16 protein-coding genes are annotated in these 21,854 nt (G+C 63.5%); 9 read left to right on the top strand and 7 right to left on the bottom strand.

What is annotated here, in order from left to right; translation table 11 throughout:
- Positions 1 to 198: 198 nt before the first annotated feature.
- Positions 199 to 1,029 (bottom strand): DeoR/GlpR family DNA-binding transcription regulator, encoded by an 831-nt coding sequence (locus ABD742_RS11655; RefSeq protein ID WP_234754130.1) that lies wholly within the window; start codon positions 1,027 to 1,029, stop codon positions 199 to 201.
- Between the two features lie 29 nt (positions 1,030 to 1,058).
- Between ABD742_RS11655 and ABD742_RS11650 the strand changes: the two genes are divergently transcribed.
- The 8 genes from ABD742_RS11650 (at position 1,059) to ABD742_RS11615 (ending at position 13,257) form a co-directional block, all read left to right on the top strand.
- Positions 1,059 to 1,520 (top strand): hypothetical protein, encoded by a 462-nt coding sequence (locus tag ABD742_RS11650; RefSeq protein WP_344787998.1) that lies wholly within the window; start codon positions 1,059 to 1,061, stop codon positions 1,518 to 1,520.
- Positions 1,521 to 1,531: 11 nt separating this feature from the next.
- Positions 1,532 to 2,260 (top strand): GntR family transcriptional regulator, encoded by a 729-nt coding sequence (locus ABD742_RS11645; protein ID WP_308193899.1) that lies wholly within the window; start codon positions 1,532 to 1,534, stop codon positions 2,258 to 2,260.
- A gap of 129 nt (positions 2,261 to 2,389) precedes the next feature.
- Entirely contained in the window at positions 2,390 to 3,736 is a 1,347-nt protein-coding gene (locus ABD742_RS11640) for an enolase C-terminal domain-like protein (protein WP_234754132.1), read from the top strand.
- Positions 3,733 to 5,220 carry an aldehyde dehydrogenase (NADP(+)) gene (locus ABD742_RS11635; RefSeq protein ID WP_372460983.1) on the top strand — a complete coding sequence of 496 codons (1,488 nt, stop codon included), beginning with the start codon at positions 3,733 to 3,735 and terminating at the stop codon, positions 5,218 to 5,220. The genes ABD742_RS11640 and ABD742_RS11635 overlap by 4 nt, the downstream gene beginning before the upstream one ends.
- Complete coding sequence (locus ABD742_RS11630) at positions 5,217 to 6,416, top strand: fumarylacetoacetate hydrolase family protein (RefSeq protein WP_344787995.1); 1,200 nt, start codon at positions 5,217 to 5,219, stop codon at positions 6,414 to 6,416. Before ABD742_RS11635 ends, ABD742_RS11630 begins: the two co-directional genes overlap by 4 nt.
- 259 nt (positions 6,417 to 6,675) lie before the next feature.
- Positions 6,676 to 8,325 carry a purple acid phosphatase family protein gene (locus ABD742_RS11625; RefSeq protein ID WP_234754134.1) on the top strand — a complete coding sequence of 550 codons (1,650 nt, stop codon included), beginning with the start codon at positions 6,676 to 6,678 and terminating at the stop codon, positions 8,323 to 8,325.
- A 179-nt stretch (positions 8,326 to 8,504) separates the two neighbouring features.
- The gene (locus ABD742_RS11620; protein ID WP_234754135.1) at positions 8,505 to 10,259 is read left to right on the top strand and encodes a phospholipase C; all 1,755 of its coding nucleotides are present in this window, start codon (positions 8,505 to 8,507) and stop codon (positions 10,257 to 10,259) included.
- 292 nt (positions 10,260 to 10,551) lie between these two features.
- Positions 10,552 to 13,257, top strand: coding sequence for a bifunctional YncE family protein/alkaline phosphatase family protein (locus tag ABD742_RS11615; protein WP_234754136.1), 2,706 nt, complete (start codon positions 10,552 to 10,554; stop codon positions 13,255 to 13,257).
- 681 nt (positions 13,258 to 13,938) lie between these two features.
- On the opposite strand, the gene ABD742_RS11610 is transcribed toward ABD742_RS11615, so the two are convergent.
- Positions 13,939 to 14,853, bottom strand: coding sequence for a helix-turn-helix transcriptional regulator (locus ABD742_RS11610; protein WP_234754137.1), 915 nt, complete (start codon positions 14,851 to 14,853; stop codon positions 13,939 to 13,941).
- 201 nt (positions 14,854 to 15,054) lie between these two features.
- Between ABD742_RS11610 and ABD742_RS11605 the strand changes: the two genes are divergently transcribed.
- Positions 15,055 to 15,900 carry an aldo/keto reductase gene (locus ABD742_RS11605; protein WP_234754138.1) on the top strand — a complete coding sequence of 282 codons (846 nt, stop codon included), beginning with the start codon at positions 15,055 to 15,057 and terminating at the stop codon, positions 15,898 to 15,900.
- 211 nt (positions 15,901 to 16,111) lie between these two features.
- Here ABD742_RS11605 and acs read toward each other — a convergent pair whose 3' ends face one another.
- The 5 genes from acs to ABD742_RS11580 all read right to left on the bottom strand — a co-directional run bounded on the left by acs (position 16,112) and on the right by ABD742_RS11580 (position 21,846).
- The gene (gene acs, locus ABD742_RS11600) at positions 16,112 to 18,142 is read right to left on the bottom strand and encodes an acetate--CoA ligase (protein ID WP_344787990.1); all 2,031 of its coding nucleotides are present in this window, start codon (positions 18,140 to 18,142) and stop codon (positions 16,112 to 16,114) included.
- 96 nt (positions 18,143 to 18,238) lie between these two features.
- Complete coding sequence (locus tag ABD742_RS11595) at positions 18,239 to 18,625, bottom strand: chorismate mutase (RefSeq protein ID WP_234753469.1); 387 nt, start codon at positions 18,623 to 18,625, stop codon at positions 18,239 to 18,241.
- A gap of 11 nt (positions 18,626 to 18,636) precedes the next feature.
- Positions 18,637 to 19,863, bottom strand: a complete 1,227-nt coding sequence (locus tag ABD742_RS11590) for a hypothetical protein (protein WP_234753471.1) — start codon at positions 19,861 to 19,863, stop codon at positions 18,637 to 18,639.
- Positions 19,860 to 21,473, bottom strand: coding sequence for an N-acyl-D-amino-acid deacylase family protein (locus ABD742_RS11585; protein ID WP_234753473.1), 1,614 nt, complete (start codon positions 21,471 to 21,473; stop codon positions 19,860 to 19,862). Before ABD742_RS11585 ends, ABD742_RS11590 begins: the two co-directional genes overlap by 4 nt.
- Positions 21,466 to 21,846 carry a RidA family protein gene (locus tag ABD742_RS11580; RefSeq protein ID WP_234753475.1) on the bottom strand — a complete coding sequence of 127 codons (381 nt, stop codon included), beginning with the start codon at positions 21,844 to 21,846 and terminating at the stop codon, positions 21,466 to 21,468. The genes ABD742_RS11585 and ABD742_RS11580 overlap by 8 nt, the downstream gene beginning before the upstream one ends.
- Positions 21,847 to 21,854: the final 8 nt, after the last annotated feature.

Here is a 21,854-nt window from a genome sequence, read left to right as displayed (position 1 = left end):
GCTCTCGTTTGGGTTTACTTTTGCCGGGGCCTGAGGGCGAGCTGCATCGACCCGCGATTTAGCGCAAATCAGAGATGCGTGAACCGCGCAGTCTCTCTGCAAAGCGCCTCGTCGGCCATTGCCGCTCTTGGCTAAGGTTGACAGATTTGGGCTTCGGGATGCTCCGTCTGATTCGGTTTTGGTCTCGCGATGCCCCGGTTATTGAAGCAAAGCGTTCTGAGGCTTGACTTCCGCGGGAGGGTCCGACTGAGCGGCAGCGGGGTTTTTGGCCACCAACACGTCGATCCCTTCCGCTTCGAATGCCCTTAGTTCGTCCGGATCGGCACTTTCGTCAGTTACCAGCGTCCAGGGTTTGCCCAGGCGGGTCCAGAAGTGGAAAGGCCGGTGGCCGATCTTTGCGCCGTGCGCGAGAACATAGACGCGCTCTGCGCGTCGGGCCATGAGTTCCTTGAGTCTTGTCTGGGTGAGCTCGGCCTCACATACGCCATCAGTTGCACTGACACCGTCAGCCCCGAGAAAGGCGCGGTCAAACGTCATGCGTTCGAGGGCCGCCTCTGTCAAGGGGCCTACAAAAGCTTGACTGAGTGCCCGCAGCCTTCCGCCGAGGCACTCCAAATCAATGCCTTTGCTGTCATTTAGCTCCGCTATGACTGAAAGGCTCGTTGTGGCGACGTGAAGCCGACTCGTCGCCTTAAGCTCGTGGGCTAGCAATGCGATGGTCGATCCGGCGTCGAGTAGAACCGACTCTCCCGGCTGAATGAGCTGGGCTGCGGTCCGGGCGATCGCCAATTTCGCGTCGTACGCTTCGCCTGCGCGCTGCCTTAGCGCGGATTCAGGATGGGCGGCCGGTGCCATGGCGCCGCCATATGTCCTGGCGAGAAGTCCTTCAGCGGTGAGGCGCGCGAGGTCGCGGCGGATAGTCGATGCCGTCACATTGAAGTGCGCGGCGAGTTCCTCCACGCCTGTCAGGCCGACGGTGGTGGCGCGCTTGACGATCTCATCGCGGCGCATGTGGGAGTTCGTGGCCAATTCGATGCCTTTCGCTACGGGTCAGGCCGATGCACATCCCGTACACAGCTTTCGACGATGATCAGATGCTACCCGGGCAGGATCGCTCGGCGCTTCCATTGGTCACTTCGCTGATCCACGATTTCCTGGGCGAAGTCCGCAATCCGTTTTCGTATCGGATGCAGGAGTTGCCTATATTATTTACATCTATTTGTCAGAAGTTGGCGGTAATTCCGCAAATGACGACATTCCGCGGTCTAGGGTGGGACATCGAGAGGACAGGCAGAGTGACCGGATCACGCAACGGCACGCGCAGCCGGGAGGATGTGCCGGTGGGTCCGCCGGGCGGTCTCATCGTTGGCGCGTATGCCACGTCTCCATACCGCAACGACTGGCATCCAGAGTTCGAGAGTCGGCTTTTTGGCCGCATGATGTGCGGAGGCCTGTCACCCGCCTCCTCGCCGGTAGCCGGTGAAGAATTTCCCAGCGACTCCAACCCCAACCACCCTTAAGAGGTCAGCCCGTGCCCCCACGCCAATCTTCCGAATCTTCCAGAGTCAAAGCCGCCGTCAGCGACGCGTATCCTTCCATGCGCGCGTCCATTCTCGAAGGCCAGATCCCCCCCGGAACGCGGATCAACATCGACGCCGTTTCCCGCAGCCTAGGCGTGTCCCAAACGCCGGTGCGTGAGGCGCTGCAGCGGCTTGAGGGGGACAACCTTGTGGTGTACAGCCCCGGCCGCGGCTATAGTACAACGCCCCTACTGGATCTGGCCGAGCTGCGCTCCCTTTTTGAGTTCCGGCTTCTGGTAGAACCCTGGGCCGCGCGCTCGGCGGCGGTGGATCGGCTCGCGAATCCCGCTGGGGCGCTCGGGAACGAGCTGGCGGCGTTCCGCAGCGCAATGCAGAGCGCGGGGGACCGGCGCCAGGACCTCGTGGCGCACGACGCTCGCTTTCACGACACGATCCTGGCTGCGTCCGGCAACAATATCGTCCGCCACGCCTTTGCACAGACGCACTGCCACCTGCACACGTTCCGGCTTTACCCTGCTGACGTCGACGGCGCCATCACCGTCGCTGAGCACTCGGCCATCCGGGAGGCCATCCAGGCCTGCGAGCCAGAGCAGGCCGAGGCGGCGATGGCCGAACATATCAGGAACTCATTCGGGCGGTTTGCGCAGGCTTTCTCGGGTAATTCAGCGTTGCTTCCACTGGAAGACGGCGGCCCCCGAGGGCGACACATTGTGAAGTGAAACGAAGCCCCGGCTTGGCACCGGGGCTTTTTGCTGGGCTGACCCCTTGATATCGATACCATTTCCTATATGATTGGTGAAATTCATATAGGAAATGGCCATACGGTCGTTCGCTGAGAGAAGAGATTCATGCCCTCCATCATTTCCATCACCACCGAGGACGTCCGGTTTCCCACGTCCTTGGAACTCGATGGCTCCGACGCGGTCAACGTTGACCCGGACTACTCTGCGGCTTACGTTGTCATCCGCACGGACGCGAGCGACGAGGGGCACGGCTTGGTGTTCAGCTGCGGGCGCGGGAACGACATCATTACGTACGCCATCGACGCCTACTCCCGCCTGCTGCTGGGCCGCGATATTGATGAGTTGATCTACGATCTGGGCAACGCGTCCAAGCGCCTTATCCACGATTCGCAGCTCCGTTGGCTTGGCCCGGAAAAAGGCGTCACGCAAATGGCGGCTGGCGCGTTGGTCAGCGCCCTTTGGGACATCCGTGCCCGCCGCGAAAACAAACCTCTTTGGCTGCTCCTCAGTGAAATGCCCGCCGAAGAAATCGTCGACGTCGTCGATTTCACGCATATCCGTGACGCCCTGAACCCGCAGCAGGCGCTCGACATCCTGCGCGCCGGCGAAGAAGGCAAGGCTGCCCGCATTGCGTCACTCATGACCGACGGCTACCCGGCTTACACCACGTCGCCCGGGTGGCTCGGTTACAGCGATGAGAAGCTGGTGCGGCTGAGTAAGGAAGCCGTTGCGGACGGCTTCTCGATGATCAAGCTCAAAGTGGGCGGGGACATAAACGACGACCGCCGCCGCATGGCCATCGCCCGGGAAGCAGTGGGAAACCTTCCTATCGCCATCGACGCCAACCAGCGCTGGGAGGTGTCCGAAGCCATCGACTGGATTAAGCAGCTGGCCGAATATGACCCGTACTGGATCGAGGAGCCCACCAGCACCGACGACATCTTGGGCCACGCGGACATCCGCCGGGGAGTATGGCCGGTTCGTGTCGCCACCGGCGAGGCCGTGGCTAGCCGAATTGTCTTCAAGCAGCTCATGCAGGCCGGCGCCATCGATGTCCTTCAGCTCGACTCCACCCGCGTGGGTGGTGTGAATGAAAACATCGCGAACCTCCTCCTCGCCGCCCGCTTCGATGTGCCCGTATGCCCGCATGCCGGCGGTGTGGGGCTGTGTGAACTGGTGCAGCACTTCTCCTTCTTTGACTACGCCGCCATCACCGGCACGCAGGAAGGCCGGATGATCGAATACGTGGATCACCTGCACGAACACTTCGCCGAGCCCGTTCGCATCCTCAACGGCCGGTACACCGCGCCCCGCCGCCCGGGGACGAGTGCCGAGATGCTGAGCGCATCCAGGACGACATGGGAATTCCCCACCGGTGCCGGCTGGCTTGAGGTGGGCGACCGAGCGGCCGTGACGGGCGCGTCCCTGGTTCCCGCAGGCGGCGTACGATGAACACCACCATCGAAGAGCTCAACGCCAGGGTGGAGGCCGCCCACGGTGCCTTCGAAAAGGGCCGCGCAGCGGATCCGCAGGTCCGTGCTTCATGGTTGGAGGCCGTGGCAACCGGGCTGGAAAATGGCGGCAGCGCCCTCGTGGAGCTGGCCAGCAGGGAAACACATCTCAGCACGCCACGGCTAGAAGGCGAATTGAAGCGCACCGTCTTCCAGCTGAGGCTCTTTGCCGAAGAAATTCGGCAGGGCGAACACTTCGACGCGACGATCGACCATGCGGACGCCCGCTGGGGGATGGGCCCGCGGCCGGATCTCCGCAGGGTCAACGTCCCACTCGGCGTTGTGGCGGTCTTCGGGGCATCCAACTTCCCGTTTGCCTTCAGTGTCATGGGTGGCGATAGCGCCTCGGCTTTGGCCGCCGGCTGCGCCGTCGTGCACAAAGCGCATGACGGCCACCGGCAACTCGCGGCGCGCACGGCGGAAACCGTGATGGCCGCACTTGACGGCGCTGGCGCACCCTCCGGCCTGTTCTCGCTGGTGAACGGACGCCCTGCGGCCGAGGCGCTGGTAGACCATCCGCTGATCAAGGCCATTGGGTTCACAGGCTCGACGGCGGGCGGCAGGGCATTGTTCGACCGCGCCGCCGCGCGGCCGGAGCCTGTCCCCTTCTTCGGCGAGCTGGGCGGGATAAACGCCGTTTTCGTCACCAGGGGAGCCTGGGAGTCCCGGCGAAGCGAGATTGTCAACGGTTACTTCAGCTCGTTCACTATGGGCATGGGGCAGTTCTGCACCAAACCGGGACTGTTGTTCGTCCCCGCTGGCGGCCGGGATGAGGTTCGCAGGCTGCTAAGCGATGCCCTGTCCGGGTTCTCACCTGCCGAGCTCCTGAGTGAGCGGCTGCATCACGGCTTCCGGGAGGCAGTAGAACAGCTTCGGGACAAGGCCGGTGTTGACGTCCTGGTGGAAGGCGACTTCGCGGCGACGCCGGCGCCAACCCTACTTCACACCACCCCAGCTGCTGTGCGCCGTGATCCGTCGATCCTTCGTCAGGAAATGTTCGGGCCGGCCAGCGTAGTTGTGGAATACGGCGATGAGTCCGAACTTGCGGCCCTTGCAGGAATGCTCGAGGGGCAGCTCACCACCACGTTGCAGGCAGAGCCGGATGACGACGTTACCGAGCTCGCCGCCCGGCTGACGGACGTCAGCGGTCGCGTGCTGTGGAACGGCTGGCCGACCGGAGTCACGGTCAGCTATGCCCAGCACCACGGTGGACCATATCCCGCCACGACATCGGCCACCACCTCCGTTGGAACGGCCGCCATCCGCCGCTTCCTTCGGCCTGTGGCCTATCAGTCGTTCCCCGAGGCGCGACTGCCCGAGCCACTGCGGGATGCCAACCCTTGGAACGTGCCGCAACGAGTGGACGGCGAGTGGCGCGGCAGGGGACGTGTCGCTAACTCACCGTCGATTGAAGGTCCGCGATGAACTCCCGCCATACCGCTGCCTCGGTTCTACCCGACGACGCCGGAGACGCGCTACTGATCGGCCGGATCTGGGACTTCGAAACCGCCGGTCCCCGTGTGGTGGCGGTCCACGGAGAGGACATGTTCGACATCCAGCGCCTGGCCGGCACGGTCTCCGAGCTGTTGGAGCGCACAGACCCGGCTGCCGATGTTCGCTCGGCAATTGCCGACAGCTCGGGGATCGAACCACGGTGGAAGACTGCCGACGTCGTCGAGGCGTCCCTCCGGCAGGAAACCAGCCGACCCTGCCTTCTGGCTCCGGTTGACCTCCAGGTCATCAAGGCGTGCGGCGTGACTTTTGTGGACAGCATGATCGAACGCGTCATCGAGGAACGCTGCGGCGGAGAGGCCAGCCGGGCCACGGCGATGCGCGAGCTCGTGGGCAAGGCACTCGGCGGCAGCATCACCGCGGTGCGCCCCGGGTCTCTTCAGGCCGCGGAGGCCAAACGTGTTCTAATCGCCGAAGGTCTATGGTCCCAGTATCTGGAAGTCGGAATCGGGCCGGATCCAGAGGTCTTCACTAAGGCGCCCGTGCTCTCGTCCGTGGGTCTTGGCGCCGGCGTGGGTATTCCATCCTTTTCTTCGTGGAACAACCCCGAGCCGGAACTCGTGCTCATCGTCAATTCGCGGGGAGACGTTGTGGGCGCGACCCTGGGCAACGACGTGAACCTTCGCGACGTCGAGGGCCGCAGCGCGCTCCTCTTGGGCAAGGCAAAGGACAACAATGCCTCCAGCGCGCTGGGACCATTCATTCGGCTGTTTGACGAGGGTTTTACCCTGGACATGGTCCGGCAGGAAGAGATCCTGCTGCGGGTGGAAGGTACGGACGGCTACGCAATGGAGGGCCGCAATTCCGTGGCCAGAATCAGCAGGTCATTCGAGGAACTTGTGGCGGCCACTTTCGGCCCGCACCACCAGTACCCCGATGGTTTCGCCCTGTTCACGGGTACCTTGTTCGCACCCGCTCAGGACAGGGACACGCCCGGGCTGGGATTCACCCACAAGATGGGTGACGTGGTCACCATCAAGAGCCGCCACCTTGGCTCGCTCGTCAACCACGTGGCCGCCGCCGAAGAACTGCCGGAATGGACGTTCGGGGTCCGACAGCTGTTCAATTACCTGAGCTCTCAGGAACCCGCGACGCCAGCCCGCAGCTGACGGTTCAGCGTCGCCGTCGCGCTGTGGTGGGGAAGCGTACGTGCTTTGCCTAGCTCTGGCTCTGGTGCTGAAACCCCCAGTCACCACCCCTATCTGAGCCAGTCTCTGATCTCGGACGAGGCATCCGAGTGGGTCAAGCCATTTGCTTCTGCGAAGCATTCGTACACGATTACCCCGAATCCTATTGTTCATCTGTTTGTGGCTGTAGATTTGGCTATCCTTCACGAATGGCCACCGTTGCCCCGGCAATGTGTTGAACATGACAGATGACAGACAAATTTTTAGTACAGCATTTTCACGACGTGGTTTTTTCGCGGCGGCCGGAGTCGCTAGTGCCGGCGCAGCACTGGCCGGCGCGGCGCCTGCGACCGCGGCCGCCGGCGGTATAGCGTCGGCGTTGCCGACGACGGTAGGTGACCCGCTGACAACCCCGATCGTGAACGGCCTGCACCTCCAGTTCGGGGCGGACGCGTCCAGCGAAGTCGTGGTGTCATGGCATACCCTGCAGCCGGTCAGCCATGCCCGGGCGATGCTCGGTGAGTTGGACGGAAGCTACGGCAAGAGCCAGGATGCAGTGCAGACCAGTTACACCGACGGCAAATCCGGTCAAATCGTTTACGCCTATCATGCGAAACTCACCGGTCTGAAATCGTCCCACGACTACGTCTACGCGGCCATCCACGACGGCGCGCAGCCTGAGTTTGGTTCTTTCCGTACTGGACCGCGCGGCCGCGAGGCTTTCACCTTCACCAGCTTCGGCGACCAGGGCACACCGACGTTGGGAAAGAAGTACGTCCCGCCGGCCGGAGTTACGCTCGCTAATCCGCCGTGGGTCAACGACAATCTCGGCTCGCCCGCTGCGGGGGACATGCCCGCCGGAATCGAACGCGTGCAGCCCTTGTTCCACTTGTTCAACGGCGACCTCTGCTACGCCAATGGCTCCGTGGACCGAGTACGCACTTGGACCGATTTCTGGGACAACAACTCCCGCAGCGCCCGGCACCGTCCATGGATGCCGGCGGCGGGCAACCATGAGAACGAGCTTGGCAACGGGCCAATAGGCTACGCGGCCTACCAGACATACTTTTCGGTACCGCCGCAGCCAGGCCAAACCGACATCACCCGCGGGCTCTGGTACTCCTTCACCGTCGGCTCCGTGCATGTGATCAGCCTGGCCAACGATGATATCTGCATCCAGGACAGCGGAAGCAGCTACGTCCGCGGATACTCCCAGGGCGCGCAGAAAGCATGGCTTGAGAAGGAACTGATCGCTGCCCGGTCCGACAAGAACATCGACTGGGTTGTAATCTGCATGCACCAGGTCGTCATCAGCACCGCGAGCGCGCTCAACGGCGCCGATCTGGGCGTCCGGCAAGAATGGGTGCCGCTGTTCGATAAATACGGCGTCGACTTGGTCGTTTGTGGCCACGAACACCACTACGAACGATCTCACCCGATCCGCGGCCAGCAGCCCAACGCGACACTGACCCCAATCCCGGCAGACACCAACACCGACATCATCGACACTACCAAGGGCACCGTGCACATGGTTCTGGGAGGCGGGGGCACCTCAGTCACCTCCAACCAGATGTTCTACAACCCGCCCGCCTGCCGTGTTATTACTAGCGTCGGACCGCTCAACCCTACGACCAACAGGCGGCCACCGGTTTACACGCAGGAAGACGCACCCTGGTCGGCCAAGCGCGACGCCGCCAACTCGTACGGATTCGCCGCCTTCACCGTCGACCCGGGAACCCAGCCCGGAGGAATGACCAAACTGCAAGTCACCTACTACAACGTGCTCGGGCCACAAGGACAGCTGGCCGCCTTCGAATCCTTCACACTGCAGCGGCCCCGCACCGACAACACCCGCCAAGGCGTCGGCAGCGGAAACGACAAAGGCCAATAAAACCAAACCCCGTCCGCGGCTGAACCACGTCGGCCCGCTCCTGCTGCAAACAGGTGCAGCGGGAGCGGGCCGGCCAAGGAGACCGGTCCCTTACCCTTTGGTCCCGGCCAGCCTTCCGGGCGGGTCTGACACACCGGCAAGTCGCGCCGGGTACCTCATCGAGAAAGATTGAAGAACACATGCGATACCTCGCTCATCGATTCACCTGGAAACCATTCGCGGCCGCCGCCGGCGCAGCGGTCCTGGCTACCTCCACCCTCACCGCCGGCCTGTTCGGCTTCGGCGCCGGCCCGGCCACCGCCAGCGAAAACCATGTGGACACGTCCACACCCATCAAGCATGTGGTGGTGATCTTCGGCGAGAACGTCTCGTTCGACCACTACTTTGCCACCTACCCCAAGGCTGCCAACACGCCGGGCGAAACCCAGCAGGGAACCGGGCTCCCGGCAACCCAGTTCACCGCCGCCAGGAACACGCCGACGAACATTGCCACACTGGCTCACGACGGCCTGCTGGGACCGAACAACCCGAACTCCATCCAGCCGCAGCGACTGACACCGGCACAGGCCGTCACCTGCGACCAGAACCACACCTACACCGCCGAACAGTTGGCCTACAACGGTGGCCTCATGAACAAGTTCGTTGAGAACACCAGCAAGGACGTGTGTGCCGCGAACCAATATGGCGCGCCCGGCCTGACCATGGACTACTACGACGGGAACACCGTCACCGGTATGTGGAATTACGCCCAGAACTACGCCATGAGCGACTCGTCCTTCAGCACCGGCTTTGGCCCGTCAACCCCGGGCGCGTTGAACCTGGTCTCGGGCCAGACGCACGGTATCCAGGAATTCACTGCCGCGGGTGCACCCGTCGTTCCGACAGCCAGCACCAGCACCGTACGCGTCCCAAACTCGAGCGGCGTCGGAACAGTGATCAACGACCCCGACCCGGCCTACGACGACTGCTCCAACAGCAGCCATAAGACCACGAACAACGTGGCCAGCGCGCAAGGTAAGAACATCGGCGATCTGCTCAACGCCAAGGGTGTTAGTTGGGGATGGTTCCAGGGCGGATTCACGCCGACCGCCCCGGTGTCCGGAGCCACGCCCGCTTCCTGCCTGAGCACGCACACCAACGTCACGGGCGCCTCCATCGTCGACTACTCCCCGCACCACGAGCCGTTCCAGTACTATGCCTCCACCGCCAACCCGCACCACCTGCCGCCGGCTTCGGTCGCAGAAATCGGTCACAACGGCCAGGCCAACCACCAGTACGACGTGACGGCGTTCGACCAGGTCGTCAACTCGAACAACATGCCCGCCGTGTCGTTCCTGAAGGCTCCCCAATACCAGGATGGCCACCCGGGAAGCTCCGACCCGATCGACGAGCAGGCCTTCGTTGCTAAGCAGGTCAATGCCATCCAGAACTCGCAGAACTGGGACAGCACCGCCGTCATCCTTGCCTACGACGACTCTGACGGATGGTACGACCACGTAGCAGCAGCCGTGAAGAACTCCTCCAACTCACCCGATGATGCCGCGTTCTGCCTGAACGCGTACAACAAGGGCGTACCCATGGCCGGCGGCTACGCGGACCGTTGCGGCCCGGGCCCGCGCCAGCCGCTGATCGTGGTTTCTCCGTTCGCGAAGACGAACTTTGTCGACCACACCCAGACGGACCAGACATCCATTCTGCGTTTGATCGAGGACAACTGGAGCACCGGCCAGATCGGTGGTTCCTCCCTCGACGCCCACGCGGGCCCGCTGACCAACATGTTCGACTTCAAACACCCCAACACGGACAAGGTCATCCTGAATCCGACGACCGGGGCCGTCGTCCCCGGAAAGGACTCCAACGGCAACGACAACGGCAACCATAGCGGAATCGGCAAGCAGATCAACAACTGGTGGAACGGCCTGAACTGGAATTGATCCTCCATCCTGCGCTCTAGCCGCAGCGACACAGGAGGAACCGGCTCGCCGTGGTGCTGCGGCGGATCTGCTGCGGCGGATCTGCTGCGGTGCCATGACATCGAAATTCGGAATGGACCTCCGCGGTGCACACCACAGAATGCCGGTCGCGTGTAGGGGTGTCCTGACGCTCCTGGCGGGATGGGCACTAGCCACAGGCAGCTTTTCAGACGAACGGGCTCATTGATGGGCCGAACTGCGTACCCTTGCGGGTTCGCAGCAGCTAGGACTTCTTGATGAGGGGAAATACAGCATGGGCAAGAAAAGACGTTTGCGTAAGGGCGTGGCCATTCCGGCTGCCGCCGTGGCGCTGGTATTGGCTGGCGGCGGCGCTTATGCGGCCGGTAACACCGACTGGGGGCAGCGCCTGATCGGGCGCCAGGCCAACGGGTCGGTACTGACCGCGAGTAACCAGTTGGTCACCCCGGCCGGGTCCGGGGTGGAGCAGACCGGTAGGCCGATGGCTTTGGCCGTGAGCCCGGACGGTCACACTTCGGTCAATGAAACCTATGACGGGAAGGGCACCTTCACCGTGACCGACTTGGTGGGGCATAAAGTCCTGCAGCAGTACACGCCGCCGGCCGGCACCGGCAGCGGACAGGCCGGGTATGGCGGGTTGCTTTACTCAGCGGATGGCAAGAGCCTGTGGGCCGGGCAGAAATCAAACCTGCTGCGTTTCACGGTTGCCGCGGACGGGACGCTGTCCAGCCCGGTGGTCGTGGCATTGCCGGGCGTGAGCGGTAAGCAGCCGTTGCCGGCCAGTCTTGCCTTCGCCCCCGGCGGGCAGCAGATCCTGGTCACCCTGAACGGAACCAACACCATGGCTGTCCTGGACGCGGGTACCGGGGCCTTGGTCCGTCAGGTTGCGGTCGGCAACGCGCCGCGGGACGTCGTGGTGGCCGGTGCGCACGCGTTCGTGGCCAACCAGGGCGGGCGCACCGCGGTGCCAGGGGATAAAACCAACCTCTCCTACGGTACGGATATTGTCACCAACACCGATAACGGTTCTCCGTCCACCGGTACCGTCTCGGAGGTCGACCCGGCGACCGGAGCCGTGGTGCGCAGTTACGACGTGGGTCTGGCCCCCTCGGCCTTGATGGTCCAGGGCACAGACGTGTTCGTCGCGAACTCCAACTCCGACACCGTCTCGGTGCTGGATACCAAGACCGGCAAAGTTGCCCAGACCATCAACGTCAACCCGTTGCCGGGTGCGCCGACCGGCAGCGAACCGAATTCGTTGACGATGCTGGATCCGACGCATCTGGCCGTGAGCCTGGGAACCGCGAACGCAGTCGCCGTCTACGACTACAGCAACGCCCAGACACCGGCTGGCTTTCAGGGCCTGATCCCCACCGGCTGGTACCCCGGCACCGTGGTGCTCGACAAGGCCCTGGGCGAGATCGTCGTGGCCGCGCAGAAGGGTGTCGGTTCCCTCGGCGCCCAGGCCACCAACAGCCAGGGCGCGGGCACCGCAACCGTCACCGGGCATAGCGTATATTCGGACATCGGGCTCGTCAGCACCGTCCCGATCCCCAAGACCAACGACATGCCCAACTACACCAAGCAGGTCTGGTCAAACAACCAATGGACCGCGTGGCAGGACCAGCAAAAGGCCAAGGGCGATCAGGGCAAAGCGAAGCCGGCGGCGATCCCGCAGCGTGCCGGTGACCCTTCCACCATCAAGCACGTGTTCATGATCGTTAAGGAAAACCGCACGTACGACCAAGTCCTGGGCGATGACACCCGCGGCAACGGCGCACCCTCCCTAGCCCAGTTCGGCGGGGCGACCACCCCGAATTTCCATGCCTTGGTCCAGCAAGGACCGTTGCTGGATAACACCTACTCCTCGGGCACTATGTCCGCCGATGGCCACCAGTGGCTGACACAGGCCAACGTTGATGAGTATCTGAACCAGTCGATCAGCAACTACACCCGAAGCTACCCTTACAACGGCGGGGACGCGATGGCCTACGGCTCCACCGGGTTCCTCTGGGACAACGCTGCCGCGCACGGCGTCAGCGCCAAGGACTGGGGCGAGTACACGAACAAGTGGACCAGCGCCACCGGCGCCAACGACACCAACAGCTGGGCCCAGTGGTACCAGAACACCCTGGCCCAGGAAGCCGGCAAACCAGCGATCATCCCGCAGGACGCGTTCCACGCCTCCACCGACGTGCCCTCGCTCACGAAGATCCTGCAGCCGCAGTTCCCGGGCTTCCAGCTGCAGATCCCGGACCAGTATCGGGCCGACCTGTTCCTCAAGGACCTGAAGAGCGCTGAACAAAACAACAACCTGCCGCAGTTGAACATCATGACGATCATGAACGATCACACCGCCGGCACTTCGGCCGGCTCCCCAACACCCTCGGCCATGGTCGCCGACAACGACCTTGCAGTGGGACGGATCATCGACGGCATTTCGCATAGCAAGTTCGGTCAGGACTCCGCCGTGTTCGTCGTCGAAGATGACAGCCAGAACGGTGTCGACCATGTCGATGGCCACCGCGCCCCGGTGCTGATCTGGTCCCCATATGCCCGCCGTAACGCGGTCGTAAGCGACTTCTACACCCAGCTCAACGTCGTGCGCACCATCGAGCAGATCCTCGCCCTGCCGCCCATGACGCAGATGGACCTCGCCGCCGAACCCATGTACTCGGCATTCACCAACAAAGCAGACACCACCCCGTACACAGCTAAGCCGAACCAGATCCCGCTCGACACCCTGAACGGGGTACCGAACACCCTCACCGGCGCAGCCGCTGCATGGGGCACGTGGTCGGCGCAACAGGACTGGTCAGGACCTGACCGCGTCGATCCCGGCCGACTCAACCGGGTCGACTGGTACGCCGCACACAACTGGACCACCCCCTACCCCGGAGACGCCCGCATCCTCTTCCCCAACGAAGTACCCGACGGACCCGGCGACGGCGACAACGCCCCCATCGGGACCGGGAAATAGCAACAAGACCACGGCTAAACCCATAACGGGCCCCGTCTAAACCTTGGTTCTAGCGGTCGTTGCAACACCCAGAATTTTGGGAGTTGCAACGACCGTGTCTCGTTTATGCTGTGATTCGCCAGGTCGAGGTCGCCATGGCCAAGATTGGAAGGCGGGAAATCCGGAAGTGAGCAGCCGACGCATTTACCCTGACGGCGAATCATCAACTGCAAGACGGAAACGAGCTCCTTCGACGCCCGACCGGCCCAATCGCGGTGCCCGCACCCCGGCATCGCCGCGCTGGAAAAACCAATTGCTCCGCGATGCCTGCCTCTGGAGGATCGATAGAAGATCCGGGACCTGTCTGGAGCAGGAAGGTTCGAGCGGCCGGTGTAGCTTCAGGGCGAAATAAAAGGTTTACGGCACTGGGACGAACCAACCGAGCCAGCTCTGGCCGCACCCGAGCGCAAAAGGCCCATTTGAGCTATGCGCACGCCATCGGAGCACCCGTGGGATGGGACGATGCACTTCAACGAGCCCGCGGGGTCACGCCCAGCCGGGATTCTGGATCCTGTCCGCTCCACCTTTGAGGCCAAGCTCGGATCGGCATCCGCAAGACTGAATATGCGGTTGATGGCCTCTACTTTTTGAATGCATGGTCAGAGTATTCGGAATGCCCCAACCACTGAGGGCCCAATTCTCCTAAGCCGAATCAGTCAAGAACCCGGCGCCGGATGCATCCGTGTTGTCTGTTGTTTGTGTGGGCTCCCAGACGGTCGCCGCCTCGGCGCCGAAACTGCCTAGCAGTGTGAGGGAATCGGCCGTCGGCGAGCCGGGCTTTGCGGAAAATACGCGCAGCACTTGGTCCGGGTCGTCCGGGAGCGTCAGGTTTTCAACGTTCAGTTCCAAGTCGCCGACGACGGGGTGGTGCAACCGCAGACTGCCCGCAGACCTCCTGGCCACCCGGTGTCCGGCCCACCACAGGCGGAAGTTCTCGCTCTGAACTGCGAGTTCGCCAACGAGCTGATTGGCCTGGGCATCGTCCGGATGCCGGCCAATGTCCACTCGGAGGGTTCCGACCGCTTCGGCCGCTACGGAATTCCAGTCCCGGAAGAGTTCCTTTGCTCGCGGATCGAGCATCATCCAGCGAGTCAGGTTCCGCTCGGCAGCAGGCATGGACGGGAAATCGGCAAGCAGGAGAAAAGCCAGATGATTTCCGGCCAAAACATCCGTTCGGCGCCCCAGTACCAGTGCGGGCACGCTTCCCACGGCATCCAGCAGTTGCTTCAGGGCGGGCCGAACGCTCTGGGCCGGTAGGGGTGGACGCTGGGACTTCGCACAGTTCTCAAGGAGGTCCATCATGTGCGCCTGTTCGCTGGAATCCAGGCGCAGAGCCCGGGCTACCGAGTCCAGTACTGCCCTGGACGGGTGGATGTTGCGGCCCTGCTCGAGGCGCGTGTAGTAGTCCGTGCTCACGTCCGCCAGCCGGGCTATCTCCTCGCGCCGCAGCCCGGGAACCCGTCGGACACCCGAAGTGCCTGGCAGGCCGCCGTCCTCGGGCTTCAGCCGTGACCTCATGGCCTTCAGGAATTTTCCAAACTCTGCGCTTTGACCCATAATTCCTATTCTCCACGTCCCGATCACAGCTTTCTACAAGGAAGGTAGGACTGTCCTTCCTAGGAAAACCAGGGAGTGGCATACCGGCTGACACGACGTCCCAAGATAGGTAGCGTATTTTGCAAGCCCGGGCGCACGGTTCGCACCGAATTTCGTGCGGGGCGCTCGAAGGGTCCAATCTCACTGACGGAAGAATCGATAGTGTCGCAGACGCAAGAAACCACCACACCCACCGTGACCCTCAACAACGGCGTCGAAATTCCGCAAATCGGCTTCGGCGTGTTCCAGGTTCCGCCGGACGAGACCCAGCGAATCGTCGAGGATGCGCTTGAGGCCGGCTACCGCCACATAGACACCGCCGCCGCCTACCGCAACGAGGCCGGCGTCGGAGCAGCCATCGCTGCCTCAGGCATTGCCCGGGATGAAATCTTCATCACCACCAAGCTGCGCAACGGCGAGCAGGGCAACGCGCATGAGGCCTTCCAGAACAGCCGGAAAGCGCTTGGTGTCGACTTCGTGGATCTGTACCTGATTCACTGGCCGGTGCCCTCGCAGGGGCTCTTCGTCGAAGCTTGGAAGGCGATGGAGAAGCTTTACGCCAACAGCGTGGTGCGTGCCATCGGTGTCTCCAACTTCCTCGGCGAGCATCTGGACGCGCTACTGCAGGACGCTAATGTGGTCCCGGCGGTGAACCAGTTCGAAATCCACCCCACGTTCCAGCAGAAGGAGTTGGCGGCCAAGTGCCGTGCCTTGGGCATTGCGGTGGAGGCGTACAGCCCGCTGGGGCAGGGGGCCGATCTGAATGCGGCCGCGGTGAAATCGCTGGCCGCCAAATACGGCGCCACACCGGCTCAGATCGTGTTGGCATGGCACGTCGCTTCAGGGATTATTGCCATTCCCAAGTCCTCGACGACTAGCCGTATGCGGGAAAACGCCGACGCTGCGGCGATCACCCTGACTCCCGAGGACCTTGCCGCCATCACACAGCTCGAGAGCGGTGCCCGAATCGGCTCCGACCCCGCCATTGCGTCGCACAGCCAGCTTTAGGTGATCCGGCAATGGGCTGAGGCCGACTGCCCGTCATTGCCGGGCTGACCGTGGTCGAGTCCCGCGCTCGCCTTGAAGTCCGGTGATTAGACCCTCAACCACATAAGGCGCGAAACGACCAGATCCGCGGATATGGATCTGGTCGTTTCGACGATCTGCCTCCAGGCCAATACAGCTTCTATCCTGCAGTCGGCGCAGGCTTGCGCCGCTCCTATTTCTTCAGTGATTGCGCGATCTGGGCCATGATGGTGGGGTCGGAGAGGGTGGTGGCGTCGCCGGGTTCGCGGCCTTCGGCGACGTCTTTGAGGAGGCGGCGCATGATTTTGCCGGAGCGGGTTTTGGGCAGTTCGGGGACCACGAGGATGTGCCGGGGTTTGGCGATGGGGCCGATTTCCTTGCCGACGTGGTTGCGGAGCTCGGCGATGGTGGCGTCGCCGCTGTCCTGTCCCGACGGGGCGGATTCACGCAGGATGACGAACGCGACGACGGCCTGGCCGGTGGTTTCGTCGGCGGCCCCGACGACGGCGGCTTCGGCCACGGCGGGGTGGGAGACGAGGGCGGATTCGATTTCGGTGGTGGAGAGCCGGTGCCCGGAGATGTTCATGACGTCATCGACCCGGCCCAGGAGCCAGATGTCCCCGTCCTCGTCTTTCTTGGCCCCGTCCCCGGCGAAGTACATGCCCTCGAAGCGGGACCAGTAGGTCTCCTTGAACCGTTCCGGGTCTCCCCAGATGCCGCGCAGCATCGCGGGCCAGGGTTCGCGGACCACGAGGTAGCCGCCGTGCCCGTCCGGGACGGACTGGCCGGTCTCGTCCACGACGTCGATCGCGATGCCCGGCAGCGGGACCTGCGCGGAGCCGGGCTTGGTCGCGGTGACCCCGGGCAGGGGTGCGATCATCTGGGCGCCGGTTTCGGTCTGCCACCAGGTGTCCACGATCGGGGCAGGGTGTTCCTTCTTTTCCCCGTTCTTGCCGGCGTTGGAGCCGATGACCTCCCGGTACCACATCCAGGCTTCGGGGTTGATGGGTTCGCCCACGGAGCCCAGGACCCGGATCGAGGACAGGTCGTACCGGGCCGGGATCTCCTTGCCCCATTTCATGAAGGTCCGGATCGCGGTGGGGGCGGTGTAGAGGATGGAGACCTTGTACTTTTGAACGATGTCCCACCAGCGGCCCTGGTGCGGGGAATCCGGGGTGCCTTCGTACATGACCTGGGTGGCGCCGTTGACCAGGGGGGCGTAGGCGACGTAGGAGTGTCCGGTGACCCAGCCGACGTCGGCGGTGCACCAGAACACGTCCGTGTCCGGGTGCAGGTCGAAGACCGCCCTGTGGGTGTACGCGGTCTGGGTGAGGTACCCGCCGGTGGTGTGCAGGATGCCCTTGGGCTTGCCCGTGGTCCCGGAGGTATACAGGATGAACAAAGGGTGTTCGGCATCATGCCCGACGGCGGTGTGCTCCCCCGACGCGGTCCCGACGGTGTCCTCCCACCACCGGTCCCGGCCCTGGTGCCAGTCCACGGGTTCGCCGTTGCGCCTGACGACCACGACGTGCTCCACCGAATGTCCTGGCTTGGACAGGGCCTGGTCCACGGCGGGCTTGAGCGGGCTGGGCTTGCCGCGCCGGTACGTGCCGTCCGCGGTCACCACGAGTGTGGCTTCGGCGTCATCGATCCTGGAGCGCAGGGCGTCGGCGGAGAAACCGCCGAACACCACCGAATGCACGGCCCCGATCCGGGCGCAGGCCAGCATCGTGATCACCGCTTCCGGGATCATGGGCAGGTACACGGCCACCCGGTCCCCCTTGACCACGCCCAGGGATTCGAAGGCGTTCGCGCACCGCTTCACCTCCTCGGTGAGCTGCGCGTACGTGTAGGTCCGGGTGTCGCCGGGTTCGCCCTCGAAGAAGATGGCCACCCGGTCCCCGAGCCCGTTCTCGACGTGCCGGTCCAGGGCGTTGTACGCGGCGTTGACCTTGCCCCCGACGAACCACTTCGCGAACGGCGGTTCGGACCAGTCCAGGGCCTGGCTGAAGTCCGTGTCCCAGTCCAGCAGTTCCCGGGCCTGCTTCGCCCAGAACGCCGGACGGTCCGCCTCCGCCTCCGCATAGACCCCGGCGCCGACGACGGCGTCCGCGGCGAACTCCGGGGTCGGCGCGAACCTCCGGTTCTCATGCAGAAGATTTTCAAGGGCATCACCATCCGGCTCGGGACGGCCTGGTGGCGTATGGACGTAGTTTTCGCGCATCTTGTTAGTTCCTCGTTTCTCTGGGTTGTCCCGCCAACATGGAGGATCCTCACGCGGCACCTCCCCACTGTCCCATCGGGCGAGTTGCGTGACAGGTCAGCTCCTTCTTAATGACGGGGTCTTTCGATTGTCTAGTGACTGAGCCACAAGCGATGCGTCGAACTGGTGCGAAGATGCAACGTCCTGGTGTGAACGCACCACTCGGCCATATATCAGTGAAAAGACTGGGTCCAGCACCGAGGGTTCGAGCCCGCTCGCTGTAGCCAACGCGCGGAGCTCGTTCAAATGCTCGGCCTCGCGCTGGGGATCTGAGGCAGGAAGCGAGTGTTTAGCCTTGAGCTCGCTTACCTGTCGTGTGATGTCGAACCGCACCGCAAGAACGTGTAGCAGGGCGCTGTCGATGCTGTCTACACTTGCTCGAAGTTCAGCAAGTTCCGCGGCTGCATTCCCTTCGGCTTGCGATGATGAATCGGGCGAGGACATGACCTAATCTTTCATGATGAAAAGCTACGGGGTGACGAAACCTTGGTCCCATCGAGAGCTCGGGAGATCCAGTCAAGTCGTTCGAGCGGCATCATTGCGTAGTGATAGAAGTCAACACTGGACGCTCCTGCGGCACGCGCGGCTGAAACCTTGGCCGCGAGGTTCCCCTCGTCTGAGCAATCAGGCTCGAGCGGCCGGAGCCCGTACGAGATGGGCACGTCGTCACCGAGCAGAGCGCGGTAGCCTCTCATCATCGTGTCCGCCCGCTCTGGGTCATCCGTGTAGATCAGGGCGAGATACTCGTCGGCAGCGCCTGCCGCTGCCCGTGGATCGATCCCGAGTCGTCGCGCGGCCGTCGATGTCGCCTCCTCCGGTGTGACATCGGTCATCACGTGCGACATCGCTCCCGAATGATCGATGAAGCTGAGACGCACTCCGTTGGCCATGGCGACATTTGTCATGTCTCTGGTCAGCGCGGTGATCGTCGCAACCCGCGAGACTGCGTACCGGTCGAGGTCCTCAACAAGGGCTGCCTCGAACCCGACCGTCGCCCCGGCCAGTGCGGCATCGATGGCGTAACGGAGCCCGGTCTCGAGCGATGGGACATCAACCCCGTGCAATGCCCCCGCTGCGGCGCATGAATCGCAGAAGCAAAGCCCTAGCGCATAACGCACCTGGCCGGGGATGTCGATGAGGTACCGCTCATGGTGCTCGCCGTGCTCGAAGGCACGATAGTGCAGGCACTCTGCCAGCAAAGTCGAGATCGGGTAGCTACAGATGTCGGCAGTGAGCGCTGCGAAATGGTCTTGCACGAGCGGATTCGACGGACATAGATCACCCCGCATCCTGTCACCGAAGACGTTCCTGACGGAGGTGTCAGGAACCGTTGCGCTCAACCTTGAATTGTGCGAGTAGATCGTCCACGCTTTCACGTCAGTGCCGCGCCGCTCGGCGGCATCCGTCACCAGGCCGAGTACGTCCACACCGTCCGCGTCACTAGCAAGGGGAGGAGCGAATCCGCCGGGGTACAACTTCTTGTTCGGCTTGAACCAGGCGATGTCTCCCTCATGACGGTAGACCCGATGGCGCGGGTTGTGCGGGAAGACGTCCCGGGCGTTGTGATAGGTCGCCGACAGCGAGATCGTGTCCACGCCAGCCCGGGTCGTGACGTTGTCAAGCACCGTCTCGACACCCTCGCCGACGATGTCTGTGCCGAAGACGAACATCGACGATTTCATGCTCTGCTCCTGTCGTTCTTGCGGAACACCGTTCCGGCTTCCGCTCCTGTGTCTTCGCCGTCGCAGACGACGATCCTTCCATTGACCACAACGGTGCGCACGCCGGTCGAGAATTGGTGCGGCCGGTCGAAATCAGCCCGATCGGAGACAGTCGCCGGGTCAAACAACACCAAATCTGCCGCTGCCCCCGCTCTGATCACCCCACGGTCGCTGAGGCCCAGGCGCGAAGCGGGAAGCGATGTCATTTTGCGCACCGCATCTTCGAGCCCCAAGACCTGCTCCTCACGAACATAACGACCGAGGATTCTCGAGTATGTGCCGTAGTTTCGCGGGTGCGGGCGCCCGCCCGCCTCCGGGCTGAGGGTCCAGCCGTCGCTCGCAATTGCAGTGAACTCGTTAGCCATGATCGTCCTGAGATTCTCTTCGGACTGGCCGTGCACAACCGTCAGGATGTCGCCGCCCGCTGCAGCCAGCATGTCGAGAACAGTGTCGACCGGTTCCTGATTCCGTCGTCCCGCCACCTCCGTCAGCGTCAAGCCGATGTACTGGGCCAGCGGTCCTTCCGGGACCTCTGCGATGACAACGGAGTCCGGTTCGAACACCCGCAGCCCTGCGATGAGGTCTTCCGGCCGTTGTGCGGCAATCACCTCGCGGATCGCGGCGCGCTGCTCAGGGCTCGCAAGCCGTTGCTGCATGGCCGGGACGCCACCGACGAGCGCCCAGCGCGGCAGGATGACCGCGAGGGTTGTACTACCGGCGGTGTATGGGTACTGGTCGAGCATGACATCGAGGCCACCCGCGCGCGCCGATTCGATGAGCGCGAGCGAGGCAGCGAGCTTCGGCCAGTTGTCGCGCCCCATGATCTTGTGGTGACTCAACTGCACCGGAACGTGCGCCCGCCGCCCGACATCGAGTGCCTCTGCCACCGCTTCGAGGAGTGTCGTCGCTTCACTCCTGATGTGCGTGGCATAGAAACCGCCGTAAGGTGCCACCGCCTCGGCGACAGCGACCAGTTCTTCCACGGCAGCTGCGCTGGCGGGCGCGTAGGTCAGACCCGTCGACACTCCGAAGCCACCGGCCTGCATCCCTTCCGCGACGAAAGCCTGCATCGCCTTGAGCTGGGAGGCGTCCGGCGCGCCGGTGTCGAAGCCCATCACCGCCATCCGCACTGTGCCGTGTCCGACGAGGCAGGCTACGTTTGCGGCGAGAGGGAGCCCATCGAGCAGTTCCAGGTACTCTGCGGCGCTGCTCCAACTGCCCCACGGCAACCCCGCGTCGAGGAAGCCGCTGTACTCGCGCAGCATGTCCGCGTGCTCCTCGACGACTGGGAAGGGCGAAAAGCCGCAATTGCCGGTGAGGTGCGTGGTCACGCCCTGCAGAGTCATCGAAGCCGCCCGGGGGTAACTCGGCAACGCGAAGTCCGTGTGGGTGTGCAGGTCGATGAACCCAGGGCTCAACACCATCCCGCGCGCGTCGACGGAGACAGCCGCGCCGCCCGTGACCGAACCGACGGCGTCGATCCTGCCGTCGACCACAGAGACGTCGGCGGTGAAGGCGGCGGCGCCCGTCCCGTCAACGACGCTCGCCCCGCGAAAGACGATGTCAGGCATCTTGGAGAACCGCCATAACGCTCACTTCGACCAGGACGCCGGGCCGAAGCCCGCAGTAAATGGTGGTGCGCGCGGGACGCGGCTCTGAGAAGAACGGGGCGTACGTTTCATTGAACTCGGCGAAGTCGTCGACGTCGGTCAGGTAGGCGCTGGTGCTGATGACATCATCGAACGTCGCGCCGGCCGCGGTCAGGGCAGCTTCGACATTCGCCATCGCGAGCCTGGTCTGGGCGGTGACTCCCTCAACAAGTGAGCGATCGGGAAGGTATCCGCACTGACCGGCGATGGCGACAATGTTGCCGATGCGGACACTGGCCGAGTACGGGCCCCCCGGCGCCGGACCGTCGGGGACGGGGTTTGCAATTCGAGTCATGTGTGACC

Origin of the sequence: Arthrobacter ramosus (assembly GCF_039535095.1) — a bacterium.
Lineage (GTDB): Bacteria > Actinomycetota > Actinomycetes > Actinomycetales > Micrococcaceae > Arthrobacter > Arthrobacter ramosus.
The sequence above is the reverse complement of the archived record's forward strand: the minus strand, read 5'-3'. Positions and strand labels throughout refer to the sequence as shown.